Genomic DNA, 19738 nt, shown 5'->3' with positions numbered 1-19738 from the left:
ACAGTTAGAAATTTAGTTTTTCTTTTATTGTATAGTGTTTTTCATTGTTTTTAGATTTAATAATAAGTTCTCCAAGAAATCCTGCTAAGAAGAGTAAAGTACCTAAAATCATGGAAGTTAATGCAATATAAAACCAAGGGTTATCTGTAACAAGTATAGTTTTAATTCCGTTGAAAACTTTGTAAAGTTTAAAAGCACCAATATAAAATGCTGCAGATGTTCCAAATAAAAACATAAAAGTACCCCAAAGACCAAAAAAATGCATAGGTCTTTTACCAAACTTAGATAGAAATGAAATGGTAATTAAATCTAAAAAACCATTCACGAATCGATCCATTCCAAATTTAGTTTCTCCATACTTTCTTGCTTGATGTTGCACTACCTTTTCTCCAATTTTATGATAGCCTTCATTTTTGGCTAAAACAGGTATATACCTGTGCATTTCACCACTTACTTTAATGCTCTTGATTACCTCGTTTTTGTATGCTTTTAAACCACAATTAAAATCATGAAGTTTTAAACCAGAAGTTTTTCTGGCGGCAGCATTAAACAATTTAGAAGGTAAGTTTTTTGTTACAACGTTATCATAACGTTTCTTTTTCCACCCAGAAATTAGATCAAAATTTTCATCTACAATTAAATTGTATAGCTCAGGTATTTCTTCTGGATTATCTTGCAAATCAGCATCCATGGTAATTACAACTCTACCTTGTGCCAATTCAAATCCGGCATCTAGTGCCTGAGATTTTCCATAGTTTTTTTGAAAGCGAATTCCTTTTACTGATTGATTTTTATTAGATAATTCTTCTATTTTTTTCCAAGAAGCATCTGTACTCCCATCATCAATAAAAATAATTTCATATAAATAACGATTGGATTGCATAACATTTGCAATCCAATCGTGTAATTCTTGTAAAGATTCTTCTTCATTAAGAAGTGGTATTACTACCGAAATTTCCATATGTCTTTTATCTGGTTACGAAATGTAAAGTTAAGAAAGTATCTTAAAAAGACGTATTTCTTAAGAATTAATATGTTTCTTCTTCTGTATGTTTTTTAACAGCTGCAACTATTGCAGAAACTACAAAACCTACAAATGCCATAAATAATAATCCAATAGCATCTCCTATAATAGTACCTTGAAATTTACTTTGCATTTCGATTTGAGCATTAATTTGTTCTTCAGTCATTCCTGCATCAAAAAGACCTTTTCTAGTCATTTCTTCTACTTGAGCATAAAATTCTGGCTCAATAAATCCTGTAAATATATGCTGATATAAAACTCCAATTAGAGACCCAATAATAACAATACCTACTCCAATTTTTACTCCTTGACCCCAAGTCATAAAGCCTCCATTGTTTTTCTTAAATGTAGACATTCCCATAATTGGAAATGCAATTAAGGCAATAGCAATAACAGCGAAGTTAATATAGCCTCCTGTTGGTTCTAAATGCATGCCTAAAGCATAAATTACTAGACTAGCTAAAATTGTTACGATTCCATAATATAAACCGTTATTTAAAATAATACTTTTACTACTTGCTTGGTTTTCCATTTTTTTTAATGTTAGTTGATGAGTTACAAATATATTAATTTCTTGTTGATGGCTTTTTTATTGCTATGATTAAGCCTAAAAACATATTATTAGTAATCAAGAAGTTATAATTGTTACAAAAATTTTAATATTTTTTTGATTGCTAATTTAAAAATAGAATGTAAATTTGCAGTGGCAAGTTCTACACAACTAGCTCCCTTTGAATCCTCCAGGGTGGGAACACAGCAAAGGTATTAGGTTGTAGCAGTGTGATGTAGGTAGCTTGCCATTTTTTGTGCCCTAAATTTAGATTTTGTAATATTGATTTTTTTTAAACAGAATATATGTCTAAAATAGTTTTAGTTACAGGAGCATCATCAGGAATAGGAAAAGCTGTAGCCACTTATTTACAGCAAAAAGGATATCAGGTTTATGGAACTAGTAGAAATCCTAAAAATTTAGAAAATTTTACTTTTGAATTAATTGCTTTAGATGTTTTAGATAATGATTCTATTAAAGCTGCAGTTAAATATATTATTGATAAGAGTGGAAGCCTAGATGTATTAGTAAATAATGCAGGTATGGGTATTACTGGTCCTATTGAAGATACGCCTACAGCAGAAATGAAAGCCGTTTTTGATACTAATTTATTTGGAGCTATAGATGTAATGAAAGCAGTATTGCCACAAATGAGAAAACAAAAATCTGGAACTATAGCAAATGTAACTTCAATTGCTGGTTATATGGGTTTACCTTTTAGAAGTTTATATTCAGGTTCTAAAGGTGCTTTAGAACTAATTACAGAGGGTGTTAGTATGGAGGTTAAAGGTTTTGGAATAAATGTAGTAAGTATTGCTCCAGGTGACTTTGCTACGAATATTGCTGCAGGAAGATACCATACACCTATTTTTGAAGATTCTGCTTACAAAATAGATTATGAAAATAATTTAAAAATTATTGATGCAGATGTTGATGGAGGTAAGGACCCTATTGAAATGGCAAAAGTTATCTACAAAATTACAAATACGAAGAATCCTAAAATTCATTACAAGGTTGGGAATCCTTTAGAAAAGTTTTCGATTGTATTAAAAAGAATTTTACCAGACAGAATTTATGAGAAAATTTTAATGAATCACTATAAACTTTAATTTACACTCACATGTTCGTTGGCTATAGAACTTAAGAAAGTGTCTATAATTGAAGCTTCACAATTTTGAGTATTTACAGAAAACTTTATCCAACCATAATATACTTCATTGTTTAAAGTCATACTAATTATAAAATAATCGTCTTTATTATTTTTTAAAGTACTACTGTAGGTCAAATTATTGTTTAGGAAATAATTGAAGTTTTGATAAGGAGCATCATATTCGTAAAAAACATCTAGTGCATCTTTAACACCATTAATATATTGTGTTTTGTTTTCTGAGGTAAAAGGTGGTTCGTGAACTATAAAATAAGGTTCTTGATTTTTAACCGGAGACAATATTTTATTTTGATCTTCAAAAGTTGAGGTTAACTTAATTGTATATTGATTATATCTTGGCCTATTACCAACATCATTTACTTCATCATAAGTTAATTTAAAGTCTACAATTCCATCAGAATTCATATCAATCTCTGCAGGAAGTTTATCTAACATACAGTCTTCAAAAAGCAAGAAGTTTGTAAATTCTACTTGAAAATCATCAGCAGTAAACTCAACATAAAACTTCTTAGAATAGGTTATTTTGTCATGAGGGTCTGTATACACAACAAAACCTGTAAGTTTTTCATCTACAACCCATTCTTTGATGTAAAATTCAGATATATCCATTTCTGTAACTGCTGAAACATCTACACTTTCTCCATTATAATATTCGTAAGCTCTATTTTTAGTTAAGCAATCGTCTTTTTTGTTAAAAATAAAAGCTTTGGTTTCAGTTTCTCCATCAGAACCAACAGGAGTTGTAAAACTTATAGTTACAGTGTCATCATTAAAAGTACCTTCCCAAACCACAGGATTTGTTGCATGAGGTGTAACTACATTATCTGCTTCTGAAACAGAAATATCTGTAGTAACACATTCTATGATCTCTGTTGTTCCATTATCTATAACTTCTGTTGTTTCTGAAGTAGAACAAGATGTTGTTAAACAAATAATTAGCAGTAAAGTAAAAGTTTTTATAGAATTCAAAATACGCTCTTTTCTACAAAAGTAAAGGTTTTAAAAAGTAAAAACGAATTGAGTTGATATTTAACAAAATATAAGCATTTTAATTGTTACTATTTTGTGTGAAAAATAATTTGGGAATGCCCTTTAGAAAAGTCATAGTTTTTTATCTTTGACGAAAATAAATTTAATTTTCAAAGCATGAAATTTTTCGTAGATACTGCTAATTTAGAGCAGATTAAAGAAGCACAAGCTTTAGGTGTTTTAGATGGTGTAACAACTAACCCATCATTAATGGCTAAAGAAGGTATTACTGGTCAAGATAATATCATCAATCATTATAAAGCAATTTGTGAATTAGTAGATGGAGATGTTTCTGCAGAGGTTATTTCTACAGATTTTGATGGAATGGTTAAAGAAGGTGAAGCATTAGCAGCTTTAAATCCTCAGATTGTAGTAAAATTACCTATGATTAAAGACGGAATTAAAGCTTGTAAGTATTTCTCATCAAAAGGAATTAAAACAAATGTAACTTTAGTTTTTTCTGCTGGGCAAGCTTTATTAGCAGCCAAAGCAGGTGCAACTTATGTATCTCCTTTTATTGGTAGATTAGATGATATTTCTACAGATGGTTTAAACTTAATTGCAGAAATTAGAACAATTTACAACAACTATGGTTTTGAAACTGAAATTTTAGCAGCTTCTGTAAGACACACAATGCATGTTATTGATTGTGCTAAAATTGGTGCAGATGTTATGACTGGTCCTTTAAGTGCTATTGAAGGTTTATTAAAGCACCCATTAACAGATATTGGTTTGGCTAAATTTTTAGCAGATTTTAATAAAGGAAACTAAATCCACAACAATATTTTCTATAGAAAGTCAGAAATTAAAAACCTTTTAGTTTCTGGCTTTTTTTTCTTTTAAATATTTATCTCTTCGTAACTTTGCATTTAAATCTCTATTGATTTTCATGTATCCAAAAAAAGAACTTGCACAATTAGTAATAGCAGCCTGTCAACAATTTAATGTTGATACAGTAGTTATTTCTCCAGGTTCTAGAAATGCGCCTTTAACGATTGGTTTTTCTAACCATCCAGAAATAGAAACGTTAAGTGTTGTAGATGAAAGATGTGCAGCTTTTTTTGCTTTAGGTATAGCACAGCAAACACAAAAGCCAGTGGCAGTTTTATGTACTTCTGGTTCTGCATTACTAAATTATTATCCTGCAATTTCAGAGGCTTTTTATAGTAATATTCCTTTAGTTGTAATTTCTGCAGATAGGCCAAAACATTTAATAGATATTGGTGATGGTCAAACAATTCGTCAGGAAAACGTATTTGAAAATCATATTTTATTTTCAGCTAACCTTATAGAGAATCCTAAGTTCAAAACCAGAAATGCACAATTAATTGGTGAGGCTTTGCAGTTGGCAAACTCTAATAAAGGTCCTGTACATATAAATGTTCCTTTTGATGAGCCTTTGTACGAAACTGTAAATCAATTAAGTAATTTTCATTTTCCTCATATAAGCAGTAGTTCATTAGATAATTCTAATATTAATTATTCAGAATTGGCCAAAATTTGGAATTCAGCAGAAAAAAAGATGCTAGTAATTGGCGTTAATTATCCAGATACTGAGTTGCATAAATTAATGGATTTGTATTCTGAAGATGATTCTGTGATTCTACTTACTGAAACCACATCTAATCTGCATCATTCTAAAGCAATAAACGCTATAGATCAATTAATTTTTTCTTTAGGTGATGAAGAGTTTAAAGAATTACAGCCAGATATTTTAATCACTTTTGGTGGTATGATTGTTTCTAAAAGAATTAAACGATTCTTAAGAGATTACCGGCCTAAACATCATTGGAATATTGATGAAAAGAAAGCAACAAATACTTTTTTCTGCTTGTCTGAATTTATACAAACGAAACCAGTCGATTTTTTTACTAAATTTAATAGTATTATATCTAAGAAGCAGAGTAATTATCAACCTAAATGGTTAGCTATTAGAGATAAAAGAAGGCAAAAACATGCTGAGTATTTGGCTAGCATAGAGCATTCAGATTTAAAAGTTTTTGAACAAGTTTTAGAAAGTATTCCAAAAGAAAGTCAGTTGCAATTTAGTAATAGTGCTATTATTAGATATGGACAAATGTTTACCATTGATACAACCTTAGAGGTTTTCTGTAACAGAGGTACAAGTGGTATAGATGGTAGTACATCAACTGCAATTGGAGCAGCTTTTGCTTGCAATAAACAAACCGTTTTTATTACTGGAGATTTAAGTTTTTTCTACGATAGTAATGGTTTATGGAATAAAAACATTCCTACTAATTTTAGAATTATTTTAGTAAATAATTCAGGAGGAGGAATTTTTAAAATTATTCCTGGCCCCAAAACAACAAATGCAACTCAATATTTTGAAACTCCACATTGTTTAACAGCAGAACATCTATGCAAAATGCATAATTTTGAGTATCAAAAAGCGTTTTCAACAATTTCTGTTCAAGAAGAGTTAGAAAATTTTTATAAAGAATCAAATCAACCTAAAATTTTAGAAATCTTTACCCCAAGTATAGAGAATGATAAAATTTTAAAAGAATATTTTAAATATATCAAATAATGGATTTACAAGAAGGAGATAAAGTGCAGTTAATTATTGAAACTGAAACAGGATTAGGTTACACAGTTTTAATAAATGAAGAGTTTGATGGTTTGCTTTTTAGAAGCGAAGTTTTTCAGCCATTAGAAGAAAATATGGAGGTTACTGGCTATATCAAAAACATTAGAGAAGATGGAAAAATAGATGTTTCTTTAAGACCTCAAGGTTTTAGAAATGTAATTGATTCAGATGTGGAAAAAGTTTTACAAAAGTTAAAAGATAGTAGAGAAGGGTTTTTATTGCTTACAGATAAAAGTTCTCCAGATTCTATACGTTTTCATATGAAAATGAGTAAAAAAGCTTTTAAAAAGGCAGTTGGTAATTTGTACAAACAAAAGCTAATTGTAATTAAAGAAGATAGAATTGAGCTTTTAAATAAGTAGGTATTTTGTAGTATTCGATCTTCAGTCTTCAGTTTGCAGTCTTTATTATTACAATCAATTTTGACTGCCAACTGCTTATTCTGATGCTGTCAACTAAATTATTGTCCTCCCAATCTTAAAATATTCTCATAATAGGCGTCAGAATTAGGATCTGCAGGATCCATCTTACCATAGCCAATCTTATAATATTTTAAAGCTTTTTTAAACATTTTACCTGTTTCATAGTATCTGCCAATATAATATTCACCTAAAGGTGATGAAGGAAAAAGCTTTAAAATCATTTTTCCAAAGTCTCTTAATTTATCTCCATTTTCTTTTTCAATCACAATATTTTCAATGGCATAAATGTCTTTTTCTCTGATGCCTAAATTCGTTCCAAAAAGAAATTCAATTTCTAAATATTTGTTCTCTAGATAATAAATAGCATCTTCAGGTGAAAGTTCTTTAATATTTTTCTCATACTCCTCATTAGAAATTGCAGAATACACCTCAAAAACTTTAGTCATTGCTCTTGGTATAGCCTCACCAATTGCAGAAACAGCACTTGGTGTTTCTATGACATCGTTAACTACATTAAAATTTTTAATTTCTAAACCAGATAATCCTTTCTGAACTTGATCTATTTTTATCTGTTTTTCACTAGAAAATGAACTTGAGTTGTTTGTGTAGAAATAAAAAGTATTGTCTTCCTTTAGATATTTTGGCAGATTATACAATTGTAATTCTTGACCTATAAAATCAGAAAAACTAGGGTTAATACAAATAAATGCATTTATAAAAGCTGTATTTTCTTTTAGATAATGAGTTACTAAATTAGCAGAATAGCCTTGCCCAACAATACTTATAAAAGGAGAAGTTCTATAATTACTTTCCATGTAAAAAATAACTTCATCTCTTACAAATTCATAAAAATATTTTGCAGATGTGGATAATCTTCCAGAATTTCTATCAAAGGAAATATCTTTACTTCTTGTTTCATTCATAGAAATACCAACAATAATTTGTTCTGGTGCCTTGTCTTTTTTAGCAAATAATTTAGCATTACCAACATAAGTATCAAATAAATATTCTTCATCAAAAACAACAGTTAAAGGATAGTTTTTTATACTGTCCAATTCATAATTTTCTGGAATATAAATTTTTACATTTCTTTTTGTTTCTAATATATCAGACTCTAATTCTTTTGTTATAATGTTTTGAGAAAAACCATAAAAGCAAAAAAGTAAAAATATAAGTGATAGCGTTTTCTTAATCATAAGTTAGAATGTTTATTTTTGTAAACAACGAAGTTTTATCAGTAACAAGAACGTACAAAATACAAAAATATGATACAACCTGAATGGAAAGTTGCTAAAGAATATGAAGACATTACTTATAAAAAATGTAATGGTGTAGCAAGGATTGCATTTAACAGACCAAATGTTAGAAATGCTTTTAGACCTAAAACAACTAAAGAATTATATGATGCTTTTTATGATGCAGGAGAAGATACTTCAATAGGAGTAGTTTTACTTTCTGCAGAAGGACCAAGTACAAAAGACGGAGTCTATTCTTTTTGTTCTGGAGGAGATCAAAAAGCAAGAGGTCATCAAGGTTATGTAGGTGATGATGGTTATCATCGCTTAAATATTTTAGAAGTCCAAAGGTTAATACGTTTTATGCCAAAAGCAGTAATTGCTGTGGTTCCTGGTTGGGCTGTTGGTGGAGGACATAGTTTACATGTAGTTTGCGATTTAACTTTAGCCTCTAAAGAAAATGCCATTTTTAAACAAACAGATGCAGATGTTACTTCTTTTGATGGTGGTTATGGTTCTGCTTATTTAGCAAAGATGGTGGGTCAGAAAAAAGCAAGAGAAATTTTCTTTTTAGGAAGAAATTATTCTGCTCAAGAAGCTTATGAAATGGGAATGGTAAATGCTGTAATTCCTCATGATGAATTAGAAAGTACAGCTTATGAATGGGCTCAAGAAATTTTGGAAAAAAGTCCAACATCAATAAAAATGCTAAAATTTGCCATGAATTTAACAGATGATGGTATGGTTGGGCAACAAGTTTTTGCTGGTGAAGCAACACGTTTAGCATATATGACAGATGAAGCTAAAGAAGGTAGAGATGCTTTTCTAGAAAAGAGAAAGCCAAATTTTCCAAAAAAATGGATTCCATAGTCAATAAATCTTTTCATTTATAAAATCTTAGGTAAATAAAATGAATTCACAAATTGTAACTTTTTTAATTCAATGTCCAGACCAAAAAGGTTTAGTTGCAAAAATTACTAGTTTCTTTTTCGAAAGAGGATTTAATATTTTAAGCTGTCAGCAATACGTAAATGCTTTAGAGAACACTTACTTTATGCGAATTCGCTTAAACACTGAAGGTTCAGATATTTCAAAATCTAATTTAGAAGAAGAATTCTTAACGCTTGCAAATCCTTTAGAATTTAAATGGTCTGTAAATTATGGTGATGAAATACAAAATGTAGCTATAATGGTTTCTCATACAAGTCATAATTTATATGATTTATTAGAAAGATCGAAAGAGGGTGGTTTAAATTGTAATGTAAAGTTGGTTATTAGCAATCATAATAAATTAAGGTATGTTGCAGAAATGTTTAATATTCCTTTTTATCATTTGCCTATATCAAAAGAAACAAAATTACAACAAGAAGCTCAAGTAAGAGATTTGTTAGAGGCTAATAATATAGACTTAATTATTATGGCTAGATATATGCAAGTTTTGTCTTCTGGTTTTATAAACGATTATCAAGGTAGAATTATTAATATCCATCATTCTTCTCTACCTGCTTTTCAAGGAGCAAACCCATATGAAAGGGCATATCAAAGGGGTGTAAAACTAATAGGAGCAACTGCTCATTATGCAACGGAAGATTTAGATAAAGGGCCAATTATAGATCAGGATGTAAAACATGTAAATCATGAAAGTACAACCAAAACATTAAAAAGAATTGGTGCAGATACAGAAAAGTTAGTCTTGGCTAGAGCTGTCAAATATCATTTAAATAACCAAATTATTGTTTCTGGAAACAGGGCAATTGTATTTCCTGAAACAGGAGAATAATTCAATTATGAAAATAATTTGCATTGGGCGCAATTACGCAAAACATATTGAGGAATTAGCAAATGAAAAGCCAGAAAATCCTGTTGTTTTTCTAAAGCCAGACTCAGCTATTTTACCTAGAAAAAACCCGTTTTTCATTCCACCTTTTTCTAATGACGTTCATTATGAAGTTGAGGTTTTAGTTAAAATCAACAAAGTTGGTAAACATATTGATGCCAAGTTTGCTCATAAATATTATGATGAGGTAGGTTTAGGAATCGATTTTACAGCTAGAGATGTACAAGCTAAATGTAAAGAAAAAGGGTTGCCTTGGGAAAAAGCCAAAGCGTTTGATGGTAGTGCTGTAATTGGGGAGTTTTATCCAAAAGAAAATTTTGAAATCAATGATTTGAATTTTCAATTGTATAAAAATGATGAAATGGTTCAAGATGGTAATACAACCTCTATGCTTTGGAAAGTAGATGAACTTATTGCTTATGTTTCTCAGTACTTTACTTTAAAAAAGGGAGATGTAATATTTACTGGAACACCAGCAGGAGTTGGAAAAGTTTCAGAGAATGATAATTTAAAAGGAGTTATAGAAGGTAAAGAAGCTTTTAATATTAGAGTTAAATAAATTGGGTAATTTTATTTTTCAAGTTATAGCATCTGTATTTATTGGCGGTTGTTTTGTTTATTTGGCCAAAAGATACAATAAGAGTCAAGTCTTTTATTTTTGTTTGGGTTTCTTTGCTTCACTTGCAATTCGATTTATCTATCTTTTAATTTATGGTTTCAGTACGAACTTTAGTGTTCAAGAAGATTTTAGTTACAACAGAAATTTATCAGTATTACTAAGTATAATTATTCCTTATGGATTATTTATTTTGCTAAGGAAAAAATTAGAAAAGAAATATAATAGCGATGCTGATATTGATGAAATAGGAAAATAATGAGAGCAGAAATAATTACAATAGGAGATGAAATTTTAATTGGACAAATTGTAGATACCAATTCACAATGGATAGGAACAGAGTTGAACAAAATTGGTGTGTCAGTGCATCAAATTTCTTCTATCCAAGATGATAAAGAACATATTTTAAATGCTTTAAAAGAAGCTCAAGATAGAGTAGATATTGTAATTCTTACAGGAGGTTTAGGGCCAACAAAAGATGATATCACCAAACATACTATTGCTTCTTATTTTGATGATCACTTAGAATTGAATAATGATGTTGTAGATCATATTCAGCAATTATTTAAAAAATATAAAATTCCATTTGGAGAATCTAATAGATTGCAAGGTATGTTACCTACTAAAGCTACTATGCTAAAAAATTTATATGGAACAGCTCCTGGAATGTGGTTTTACGAAAATAATATTGTCTTTGTTTCTTTACCTGGTGTACCTAATGAAATGAAAGGGTTAATGAAATATGAAGTATTACCAAAAATTCAAAAACAATTTAAATTACCTTATATAGTTCATAAAACAATCATGACTTATGGTCAAGGAGAAAGTGTGGTTGCAGAAAGAATAGAAGAATTCGAAAATAATTTGCCATCGTTTATCAAACTAGCATATTTACCTAATTATGGTAGAGTTCGTTTACGATTAACTGCAAAAGGTGATGATAAAGCTCTATTAGAAAACGGAATTAATGAGCAAATCGAAAAGTTGTATAATTTAATACCAGATATTATAAGTGGTTTTGATGAAGGAGGAAAATTAGAAGATAAAATAGGTACACTTTTAAAAAACAAGAATAAAACAATTGCAACAGCAGAGAGTTTAACAGGTGGTAAAATTGCAGCAACAATTGTTTCTGTAGCAGGTTCATCTGCCTATTTTAAAGGTAGTATAGTAGCATATTCTGCAGAAACCAAGCAAGATTTACTTAATGTAGCTAAAAGTACTATAGAAACCAATACTGTTGTAAGTAAAGAAGTAGCTAAAGAAATGGCTATTGGAGTACAGCAAAAACTACAATCAGATTATGCAATTGCTGTAACAGGTAATGCTGGGCCAACTAAAGATCACAATGATAAAAGTGTTGGTATTGTTTTTATTGCAATAGCTTCAGAAAACTCAGTTTTAGTAGAAGAATTTAATTTTGGAAAACCAAGAGGAAGAGTAATCGATAAAACAGTAAATAAAGCTTTAGAAATGCTAGAAAAAGAAATATTAAAAAATTCGTAAAATTGTTTTGTTCAGAATTAGATTTATTTGTAGATTTGCACCTCGTTTAGAGATAACACTATAAAACTGTCTAAGAAGATGTCTAGAGTTTGTGAATTAACAGGAAAAAAAGCAATGGTTGGAAACAATGTTTCTAAAGCATTAAATAGAACTAAAAGAACATTTGACGCTAATTTAATGACCAAGCGTTTTTATATTCCAGAAGAAGATAAATGGGTAACTTTAAAAGTATCTGCATCTGCTTTAAAAAATATTAACAAGAAAGGAATTTCTGCAGTTATCAAAGAAGCAAGAGCTAACGGATTTTTAACAAAATAATTAGGTTCTAGCTAATAAAATTATACAGAGATGGCAAAAAAAGGAAACAGAGTTCAAGTAATTTTAGAGTGCACAGAGCACAAGGCATCTGGTCAAGCAGGTACTTCTAGATACATTACAACAAAGAACAAAAAGAACACTCCAGATAGATTAGAGATTAAGAAATTTAATCCTATCTTAAAGAAAATGACTGTTCACAAAGAAATTAAGTAATTCTAAACAATCTAGAACTCAGAACAGAGCACATAGATTAAAAACATTTTAACATGGCAAAGAAATCAGTAGCATCGTTACAAACAGGATCAAAAAGATTAAGTAAAGCAATAAAAATGGTAAAGTCTCCAAAAACAGGAGCTTACATGTTTGTTGAATCAATTATGGATCCTTCAGAAGTTGATAAATTTTTAGCAAAAAAATAATCGACTTATATATAATATTAAAACTACTTTTTAGAAATAGAAAGTAGTTTTTTTTATGCCTTATAATTACGTATTTTTATACACAGTAATTGATATTTGATTAGTGGGTTTTATAATTCTAATTCAACTGTCAATTGCTACCACAATAAATTAAATATCAATTTTATAAAAGGTTGATATTTAAATCAATATAAGATATGAGTTTTTTTAAAAATATTTTTTCAAAAGAGAAAAAAGAAACTTTAGACAAAGGTTTAGAGAAATCTAAAGAAAGTTTTTTTGGTAAATTATCTAAAGCAGTAGCTGGTAAGTCTAAAGTAGATGATGATGTTTTAGATAATTTAGAAGAGGTTTTAGTAGCATCAGATGTTGGTGTAAATACCACCTTAAAAGTTATTGATAGAATAGAAGCAAGAGTTGCCAAAGATAAATATGTGGGTACAGATGAATTAAATGCAATTCTTCGTGAAGAAATTGCAGGTTTGTTGTCTGAAACTAATGTTGGCAATGAAACTGAGTTTTCAATTCCTGAGATTCCTAAAAAGGATAATCAAAAAATGCCTTATGTTTTAATGGTTGTTGGTGTAAATGGTGTAGGTAAAACTACTACTATTGGTAAACTAGCAAGCCAATTTAAAAAGCAAGGTTTAAAAGTAGTTTTAGGTGCTGCAGATACATTTAGAGCAGCAGCTATAGATCAATTGCAAGTTTGGGCAGATAGAACAGATGTGCCTATAATTCGTCAAGAAATGGGTTCAGATCCTGCTTCAGTAGCTTTTGATACGTTAACTTCTGCTGTAAAGCAAGATGCTGATGTTGTTATTATTGATACAGCTGGTCGTTTACATAATAAAGTAAACTTAATGAACGAACTAACAAAAATTAAAAGAGTGATGCAAAAAGTAGTTGCTGATGCACCACATGATGTTTTATTGGTTTTAGATGGTTCTACAGGTCAGAATGCTTTTGAACAAGCTAAACAATTCACTAAAGCTACAGAAGTTACAAGTTTAGCAGTTACTAAATTAGATGGTACAGCTAAAGGTGGAGTTGTTATTGGTATTTCTGACCAATTTCAAATTCCTGTAAAATATATTGGAGTTGGTGAAGGTATAGATGATTTACAAGTTTTTAATAAAGTTGAATTTGTAGATTCCTTTTTTAAGTAGACCTATTCTAACTGAATAATTATAGCACCTTTTATGTTTTTCATAAAAGGTGTTTTTTGTTTCTTATATTTGGGTATAAATTTACTACAATGAAAAAATCACTTTTATTTTTATTTGCTACAATTGTATTATTTTCTTGTAACACTAAAGAAAAAGAACCTGAGTTTCAATTTGAAAAATATGATGAATCTGCTGCTATTAAAGCACAACAAAATCATCAAAATGGAAGAATGAAATTTAAACTTTTTCAGTCTAAAGTAATAGACATGAATGATGTTTACAAACCATTTCAATCTGACTTAGCCAAGTTTTCAGAAGAAAATTATAACGAATTAAAGCCGTTAATTTTAGAGCAAGATATTCCTACTTTACAAAATTATGTAAAAGAGGGTAAGTTATCTTATGAAAAGTTAACGTTGTTCTATTTATATCGAATTAGAAAATTTGAAAGTGATTCAACTTTATCTCTAAACTCTATTATAGCCTTGAACCCTAATGTTTTGAAAGAGGCTAGAGAAAAGGACTTAAATAAAGATAATGTTTCTGAATTTTCTATGTATGGAATGCCTGTTTTGTTAAAAGACAACATCAACACAAAAGAAATGCCAACAACAGCAGGTGCTTTAGCCTTAGAAAGAAATTACACTAAAAGTGATGCCTTTATTGTAGAAAAGCTTAGAGAAAATGATGCTCTAATTTTAGGAAAAGTAAATTTAAGTGAATGGGCGTATTTCTTTTGTTCAGGTTGTCCTCTTGGTTACTCAGCAATTGGAGGTCAAACTTTAAACCCTTATGGAAGAGCTGAATATGAAACTGGAGGGAGTTCTGCAGGAAGTGGAGTGACAGTAGCTGCTAATTTTGCAGTGGCTGCAGTAGGAACAGAAACTTCGGGTTCTATAACATCACCTTCAAGTCAGAATTCTGTGGTTGGTTTAAAACCTACAATTGGTGTTTTAAGCAGATCAGGTATTGTACCAATTTCTAGTACATTAGATACACCTGGGCCAATGACAAAAAATGTAATTGACAATGCCATTTTCATGAATGCAATGAGAGGTTTTGATAAAAATGATAGCAAATCAAAAGAATTAGATGAAGAATATTATCAAAATGGATTACCAAATAGTTTTAAAGGCAAAAGACTTGGTGTTTTAAAACCCTTGTTAGGAGATTCTATTTATGCTTTAAACATAGATAAGATGAGAAAAGTTGGCGTTGAAATTGTAGAAATTACACCACCTCAAATTTCATTTAATGGTTTTATCACTTTATTAAATATCGATATGAAATATGATTTACCTAAGTATCTAGCTAATGAAGCAGATAAATCTTTATTTATTAAAAATGTAAAAAATGTAATTGAGTTCAATAAAAAAGACTCTATTTTAAGAGCACCTTATGGTCAACAATTGTTTGATGGAATTGTAAAAGATGAAACTACATTAGCTGAATTAGAAGTTATTAAAGCAAATTTAAAATCAGAAGCAGAAAAGTATTTACAAGCTCTAGAAGAAGAAAATTTAGATGCAATTTTGTCGATAAATAACTATCATTCAGGTATAGCAGCTGTTTCTTTTCACCCAACTTTAACGGTTCCTATGGGATATAAAACTTCTGGAGAACCAATTAGTTTAACTTTTGTTGGTAAGCCATTTGATGAAAGAAATTTATTAGAATTGGGCTATGCTTTTGAGCAATTAACAAAAGCCAGAAAAATGCCTAAAAACTATCAATAGAAAGAATATCAATCATTTAAAAAGTACTATTTTTGCACTCGCTTAAATAAAAACAGAATGCGTACAAAAACCATCAAAAAAAATAAGATTAACGTAGTTACTTTAGGTTGCTCTAAAAACGTTTACGATAGTGAAGTTTTAATGGGCCAATTAAAAGCCAATGGTAAAAACGTAGTTCATGAAGATATAAATGATGATGGAAACATTGTAGTTATAAATACTTGTGGATTTATTGGTAAAGCAAAAGAAGAATCTATAGATACTATTTTGCACTATGCTAAAAGAAAAGAAGCAGGAGAAGTAGATAAAGTTTTTGTTTCTGGTTGTTTAAGCGAACGTTATAAACCAGATTTAGAAGCAGAGATACCTAATGTTGATCAATACTTTGGTACTCATGATTTGCCTAACTTGTTAAAAGTTTTAGAAGCAGATTATAAGCATGAATTAATTGGTGAACGTTTAACAACAACACCTAAACATTATGCATATTTAAAAATTGCTGAGGGTTGTGATAGGCCTTGTTCTTTTTGTGCAATTCCTTTAATGCGTGGTAAACATGTTTCTACGCCAATAGAAGATTTGGTTACAGAAGCCACTAAATTAGCTGAGAAAGGGATTAAAGAAATTATGTTAATTGCACAAGATTTAACTTATTATGGGTTAGATATCTACAAAAAACGTGCGTTAGCAGAATTATTAGAAGCGCTTGTAAAAGTAGATGGAATTGAATGGATTAGAATGCATTATGCCTTTCCTACAGGTTTTCCTATGGATGTTTTAGAAGTTATGAAACGTGAACCTAAGGTTTGTAACTATTTAGATATTCCTTTGCAACATATTAATACAGAGTTGTTAAAGTCTATGAAAAGAGGAACAACTCATGAAAAAACAACAGCGTTAATTCATAAATTTAGAGAAGCTGTTCCAGAAATGGCAATAAGAACAACGCTTATTGTAGGTTATCCAGGTGAAACAGAAGAAATGTTTCAAGAATTAAAAGATTGGGTAGAAGAAATGCGTTTTGAAAGATTAGGTGCTTTTGAGTATTCGCATGAAGAAAATACAGGAGCTTATGTTTTAGAAGATGATGTACCAGCAGAAGTTAAGTTTAAACGAGTAAATGAAATCATGGAAGTTCAGTCTCAGATTTCTTGGGAGTTGAATCAGCAGAAAGTAGGAAAAACCTTTAAATGTTTATTTGATAGGAAAGATGGTGAGTATTTTTATGGAAGAACAGAATCTGATTCGCCTGATGTGGATAATGATGTTTTAGTAGATGCTAGAGAACATTATATTAAAATTGGTGAGTTTATAGATGTTGAAATTTATGAAGCTGGAGATTACGATTTATATGGAACTCCAGTTAAGAAACAAGAAAAACCACAACCTTTACATCAAAAGGTTAAAAAATAAAAAGCATAAAAAAAAACCACTCATTATTGAGTGGTTTTTTATTTTATTTCAATTTGTCTGAATTTAGCAGAAATACTGCATTTGCTAAAAATAATTTTCCATTATCCCAAAAGGATCTAAATAAAGGGTTGTCTACCATATAAACAAAACTTCCTCTACCTTTTTCATCAACACCAAATAACAGTGATTCAGGTACTTTTTGTAAAGCTGTTTTACCTGCAAACCCAGATACATTAGTTGCATCTTTATTAAAATAACCTACATTAATTCCTCCACTTAAATAATTATAAGTGCTACCACTTAATTTTAAAGAAAAGTATTCATTGCTATATCCAAAACCTAAAGGATGTGTAGTGTCTATTGTACTTTTAAAAATAGCCCCAGTAATTAGATTGGCTACATTATTTCTTTCTTGATCTGCATAAGGCATTAAGTTATTTTCTTTTTTATCCTCAAGCTTTTTTCTACTTAAACTAAAGCCTTTTTTATCAGCAAAACTATTTAAAGCAGAACCAATTGCAATTACTGTACCTCCAGATCTTGCAAATGAGGTTAACTTTTCTATGGTATTTGTATTTAAAATACTGCTATAGTATCCATTAGGTAAAATAATTACATCATATTTAGAGAAATCTGTTCTACTAAAATAGTCTGAATTTAAAATGGTTAAAGGATACTCTAATTCAGTTTCGAAAAAGTGCCATATTTCACCAAAGCTTAAAGAAGATGTGCTTTCACCAGAAAGTAAAGCTACTTTTTGCTTATTGATTGGTTGTACAGCATAAGAGCCAAAATCTATTCCTGCATCAGAAAAACCTGTTGTTACAGAACTTAATTGTCTTTTATTTTGATTTGCAATATCTAAGAGTTTTGCATCGAAATTCTCATTTCTATTGTCATTTCTTAAAATGATTAAGGTTCCTCTTTTATAATCAATCCCATTTGCAGTAAAAGGTTTTGTAGCAAATCTAGGGACAATATTATTTTTTAAAATATCTGCAAGAAATGTAGCGTCTTTTAAACTATTCCATTTAGAAATATAGGCATATGCATTCTTATCAATTGTATTTGAAACTGTATTTACAGTGCTGTTTGTAGAAGATGCAACTTTATTTTTAGAAGCTATTGCATTAAAGCCATGAGCATAAGGTAAAGACCAAGCTGTAATATCATAGGTTAAAGAATCTACCAATTTGGCTGATGGCTCAAACAAAACATTTACCATTTTTCCTTTTGGTTGATCTGTATGAATTACCAAATCTTTATTTGATGCACTAAATTTAGTTTCATTCTGACTTGCATAATTGTAACCTTTTACAGAAACATTATTGGCATTTTCATAGACTATTTCGTGTTTATCAAGTAATAATTTTAAACGATCTATCTTATCTTGATTTTCGTTTTTAATTACAAAACTCTTATAGGTAATATTATCATTATTAAAATATTTTTTGAATTCTGAATTTAATTTTTCAGCATTTTTAGAAGCAATTTCAACTGTAGATAATCCTGTTGTTTTATGATGTGTAGCTCTGTCTTTTAGCGTTAATACTTCTCCTTCATCAGTATTAATACCTAAACCAGCTCTTCCATGACCTGCTTGTTCATAAGTCATACCAATGGCACCCATAAATGTAGGGTAGGTATCACCATAACTTGGGTATAGCAAATCAAAGCTCTCTTTTGTAAAATACAACCAACCTTCCTTGTCAAAATATTTAGCATGATTTTTTCCAATCTGTGTTTGAAAATCACGTTGCCAATCTGTAATAATTTCATGAAATGGTTCTGCTGCAGGTGCAAAGTAGTATGGATTATTAATACCTTGTTCATGAAAATCTACATGAATATGAGGCATCCATTTATTGTATATTTTAATTCTTTGCTGACTTTCTACTTGCGTTGCCCAAGCCCAATCTCTATTTAAATCAAATAGATAGTGGTTTGGTCTTCCTCCAGGCCAAGGTTCATGATGTTCTTTTGCATCTTGAGCAATATCAAAAGGAGTACTTTTTACTTGATTGTACCAATTTACATATCTATCTCTACCATCTGGATTTATACATGGATCTATAATTACAATGGTATTTTTTAACCACTCTTTTTTATTTGTAACTAAATCATAAAGTGTAAGCATTGATGCTTCAGTACTAGAAGCTTCATTTCCATGTACATTATAGCTTAACCAAACAATTGCTTTATCATTAGTATTTGAGTTGCTAGATACTGTTTGCGAAAGGTTTTCTTTTCTGATGTATTCTATATTGTCTATATTTTCTTGAGAAGATATATATGTTACATACAATTCTCTATGTTCATTAGTTTCACCATATTTTTCCAATTTAACATTTGGTAATGAGTTGCTTACATACTTAAAGTAATCTACTACTTGATGATGTCTTGTAAATCTAGAGCCTATTTCATAACCTAAAAATTCTGCAGGAGATTTTATTGTCTGCGAAAAAACAGCAATTGATGAAACAAAAAATAAAAGAATAAAAGCTTTAATTTTCATGAATTTAAATTTGATTTTTCCAAAAGTAAGCAATATAATTTACTAATTATAGTAAGTATTTAAGGAAGGAGTTAAAAATATGTTAGAGCGTTTTACATTTTTTAACATCACTTAAAATAGTTGTATTTTTATCGAAAATTTAACCAAACTATACGATTTCTATGTCAGATTCT

The 19738-nt window shown here is 29.7% G+C and carries 20 protein-coding genes and 1 other RNA gene; 16 read left to right on the top strand and 5 right to left on the bottom strand.

What is annotated here, in order from left to right:
* Positions 1-4: 4 nt before the first annotated feature.
* A complete protein-coding gene (locus LPB302_RS04290) occupies positions 5-961 on the bottom strand; it encodes a glycosyltransferase family 2 protein (protein ID WP_053975086.1) in 957 nt (318 codons plus the stop codon).
* Positions 962-1028: 67 nt separating this feature from the next.
* Entirely contained in the window at positions 1029-1556 is a 528-nt protein-coding gene (locus LPB302_RS04285; RefSeq protein WP_053975085.1) for a DUF4199 domain-containing protein, read from the bottom strand.
* A gap of 172 nt (positions 1557-1728) precedes the next feature.
* Here LPB302_RS04285 and ffs point away from each other — a divergent pair.
* Together ffs and LPB302_RS04275 are read left to right on the top strand one after the other, a co-directional pair.
* Positions 1729-1827: signal recognition particle sRNA small type (gene ffs, locus LPB302_RS04280), an RNA gene on the top strand.
* Between the two features lie 52 nt (positions 1828-1879).
* Entirely contained in the window at positions 1880-2683 is an 804-nt protein-coding gene (locus tag LPB302_RS04275) for an SDR family oxidoreductase (RefSeq protein ID WP_053975084.1), read from the top strand.
* On the opposite strand, the gene LPB302_RS04270 is transcribed toward LPB302_RS04275, so the two are convergent.
* Complete coding sequence (locus tag LPB302_RS04270; protein WP_053975083.1) at positions 2680-3711, bottom strand: hypothetical protein; 1032 nt, start codon at positions 3709-3711, stop codon at positions 2680-2682. The two genes, LPB302_RS04275 and LPB302_RS04270, sit on opposite strands and share 4 nt — an antisense overlap.
* A gap of 177 nt (positions 3712-3888) precedes the next feature.
* Between LPB302_RS04270 and fsa the strand changes: the two genes are divergently transcribed.
* The 3 genes from fsa (at position 3889) to LPB302_RS04255 (ending at position 6741) form a co-directional block, all read left to right on the top strand.
* On the top strand, positions 3889-4542 hold the full coding sequence (fsa, locus tag LPB302_RS04265) for a fructose-6-phosphate aldolase (RefSeq protein ID WP_015480575.1): 654 nt from the start codon (positions 3889-3891) through the stop codon (positions 4540-4542).
* Between the two features lie 118 nt (positions 4543-4660).
* A complete protein-coding gene (menD, locus tag LPB302_RS04260) occupies positions 4661-6319 on the top strand; it encodes a 2-succinyl-5-enolpyruvyl-6-hydroxy-3-cyclohexene-1-carboxylic-acid synthase (protein ID WP_053975082.1) in 1659 nt (552 codons plus the stop codon).
* The gene (locus LPB302_RS04255) at positions 6319-6741 is read left to right on the top strand and encodes a S1 RNA-binding domain-containing protein (protein WP_053975081.1); all 423 of its coding nucleotides are present in this window, start codon (positions 6319-6321) and stop codon (positions 6739-6741) included. The genes menD and LPB302_RS04255 overlap by 1 nt, the downstream gene beginning before the upstream one ends.
* Before the next feature lie 98 nt (positions 6742-6839).
* Here LPB302_RS04255 and LPB302_RS04250 read toward each other — a convergent pair whose 3' ends face one another.
* The gene (locus LPB302_RS04250; protein ID WP_053975080.1) at positions 6840-7997 is read right to left on the bottom strand and encodes an alpha/beta hydrolase-fold protein; all 1158 of its coding nucleotides are present in this window, start codon (positions 7995-7997) and stop codon (positions 6840-6842) included.
* A 69-nt stretch (positions 7998-8066) separates the two neighbouring features.
* Between LPB302_RS04250 and LPB302_RS04245 the strand changes: the two genes are divergently transcribed.
* From LPB302_RS04245 to rimO, 11 genes are all read left to right on the top strand, one after another.
* Entirely contained in the window at positions 8067-8906 is an 840-nt protein-coding gene (locus tag LPB302_RS04245) for a 1,4-dihydroxy-2-naphthoyl-CoA synthase (RefSeq protein WP_053975079.1), read from the top strand.
* Between the two features lie 40 nt (positions 8907-8946).
* Positions 8947-9816, top strand: coding sequence for a formyltetrahydrofolate deformylase (purU, locus tag LPB302_RS04240; RefSeq protein ID WP_053975078.1), 870 nt, complete (start codon positions 8947-8949; stop codon positions 9814-9816).
* A 7-nt stretch (positions 9817-9823) separates the two neighbouring features.
* The gene (locus LPB302_RS04235) at positions 9824-10432 is read left to right on the top strand and encodes a fumarylacetoacetate hydrolase family protein (protein ID WP_053975077.1); all 609 of its coding nucleotides are present in this window, start codon (positions 9824-9826) and stop codon (positions 10430-10432) included.
* Position 10433: 1 nt separating this feature from the next.
* Entirely contained in the window at positions 10434-10748 is a 315-nt protein-coding gene (locus LPB302_RS04230) for a hypothetical protein (protein ID WP_053975076.1), read from the top strand.
* On the top strand, positions 10748-11995 hold the full coding sequence (locus LPB302_RS04225) for a competence/damage-inducible protein A (protein WP_053975075.1): 1248 nt from the start codon (positions 10748-10750) through the stop codon (positions 11993-11995). Before LPB302_RS04230 ends, LPB302_RS04225 begins: the two co-directional genes overlap by 1 nt.
* A 78-nt stretch (positions 11996-12073) precedes the next feature.
* Entirely contained in the window at positions 12074-12313 is a 240-nt protein-coding gene (gene rpmB, locus LPB302_RS04220; protein ID WP_015480566.1) for a 50S ribosomal protein L28, read from the top strand.
* Between the two features lie 30 nt (positions 12314-12343).
* Positions 12344-12526 carry a 50S ribosomal protein L33 gene (gene rpmG, locus LPB302_RS04215; RefSeq protein ID WP_015480565.1) on the top strand — a complete coding sequence of 61 codons (183 nt, stop codon included), beginning with the start codon at positions 12344-12346 and terminating at the stop codon, positions 12524-12526.
* Between the two features lie 53 nt (positions 12527-12579).
* The gene (locus LPB302_RS04210) at positions 12580-12732 is read left to right on the top strand and encodes a DUF4295 domain-containing protein (RefSeq protein WP_074613563.1); all 153 of its coding nucleotides are present in this window, start codon (positions 12580-12582) and stop codon (positions 12730-12732) included.
* A 197-nt stretch (positions 12733-12929) separates the two neighbouring features.
* Positions 12930-13901 (top strand): signal recognition particle-docking protein FtsY, encoded by a 972-nt coding sequence (gene ftsY, locus LPB302_RS04205; protein ID WP_053975074.1) that lies wholly within the window; start codon positions 12930-12932, stop codon positions 13899-13901.
* A gap of 89 nt (positions 13902-13990) precedes the next feature.
* Positions 13991-15637, top strand: a complete 1647-nt coding sequence (locus LPB302_RS04200) for an amidase family protein (protein WP_053975073.1) — start codon at positions 13991-13993, stop codon at positions 15635-15637.
* A gap of 57 nt (positions 15638-15694) precedes the next feature.
* Positions 15695-17050 (top strand): 30S ribosomal protein S12 methylthiotransferase RimO, encoded by a 1356-nt coding sequence (gene rimO, locus LPB302_RS04195; RefSeq protein ID WP_053975072.1) that lies wholly within the window; start codon positions 15695-15697, stop codon positions 17048-17050.
* A gap of 43 nt (positions 17051-17093) precedes the next feature.
* Here rimO and LPB302_RS04190 read toward each other — a convergent pair whose 3' ends face one another.
* Positions 17094-19565: a M14 family metallopeptidase gene (locus LPB302_RS04190; protein WP_053975071.1), complete on the bottom strand. Its 2472-nt coding sequence runs from the start codon at positions 19563-19565 to the stop codon at positions 17094-17096.
* Positions 19566-19738 lie beyond the last annotated feature (173 nt).

The organism is Polaribacter dokdonensis, from assembly GCF_024362345.1.
Classification (GTDB): domain Bacteria; phylum Bacteroidota; class Bacteroidia; order Flavobacteriales; family Flavobacteriaceae; genus Polaribacter; species Polaribacter dokdonensis.
Note: the sequence above shows the minus strand (reverse complement) of the source record. Positions and strands in the feature narration are given on the sequence as shown.

Bases quoted from the DNA above. Each gene is read 5' to 3' on its own strand.
- LPB302_RS04290 (WP_053975086.1), bottom strand. From the start codon at position 961: ATGGAAATTTCGGTAGTAATACCACTTCTTAATGAAGAAGAATCTTTA.
- LPB302_RS04285 (WP_053975085.1), bottom strand. From the start codon at position 1,556: ATGGAAAACCAAGCAAGTAGTAAAAGTATTATTTTAAATAACGGTTTA.
- LPB302_RS04275 (WP_053975084.1), top strand. From the start codon at position 1,880: ATGTCTAAAATAGTTTTAGTTACAGGAGCATCATCAGGAATAGGAAAA.
- fsa (WP_015480575.1), top strand. From the start codon at position 3,889: ATGAAATTTTTCGTAGATACTGCTAATTTAGAGCAGATTAAAGAAGCA.
- menD (WP_053975082.1), top strand. From the start codon at position 4,661: ATGTATCCAAAAAAAGAACTTGCACAATTAGTAATAGCAGCCTGTCAA.
- LPB302_RS04255 (WP_053975081.1), top strand. From the start codon at position 6,319: ATGGATTTACAAGAAGGAGATAAAGTGCAGTTAATTATTGAAACTGAA.
- LPB302_RS04250 (WP_053975080.1), bottom strand. From the start codon at position 7,997: ATGATTAAGAAAACGCTATCACTTATATTTTTACTTTTTTGCTTTTAT.
- LPB302_RS04245 (WP_053975079.1), top strand. From the start codon at position 8,067: ATGATACAACCTGAATGGAAAGTTGCTAAAGAATATGAAGACATTACT.
- purU (WP_053975078.1), top strand. From the start codon at position 8,947: ATGAATTCACAAATTGTAACTTTTTTAATTCAATGTCCAGACCAAAAA.
- LPB302_RS04235 (WP_053975077.1), top strand. From the start codon at position 9,824: ATGAAAATAATTTGCATTGGGCGCAATTACGCAAAACATATTGAGGAA.
- LPB302_RS04225 (WP_053975075.1), top strand. From the start codon at position 10,748: ATGAGAGCAGAAATAATTACAATAGGAGATGAAATTTTAATTGGACAA.
- rpmB (WP_015480566.1), top strand. From the start codon at position 12,074: ATGTCTAGAGTTTGTGAATTAACAGGAAAAAAAGCAATGGTTGGAAAC.
- rpmG (WP_015480565.1), top strand. From the start codon at position 12,344: ATGGCAAAAAAAGGAAACAGAGTTCAAGTAATTTTAGAGTGCACAGAG.
- LPB302_RS04210 (WP_074613563.1), top strand. From the start codon at position 12,580: ATGGCAAAGAAATCAGTAGCATCGTTACAAACAGGATCAAAAAGATTA.
- ftsY (WP_053975074.1), top strand. From the start codon at position 12,930: ATGAGTTTTTTTAAAAATATTTTTTCAAAAGAGAAAAAAGAAACTTTA.
- LPB302_RS04200 (WP_053975073.1), top strand. From the start codon at position 13,991: ATGAAAAAATCACTTTTATTTTTATTTGCTACAATTGTATTATTTTCT.
- rimO (WP_053975072.1), top strand. From the start codon at position 15,695: ATGCGTACAAAAACCATCAAAAAAAATAAGATTAACGTAGTTACTTTA.
- LPB302_RS04190 (WP_053975071.1), bottom strand. From the start codon at position 19,565: ATGAAAATTAAAGCTTTTATTCTTTTATTTTTTGTTTCATCAATTGCT.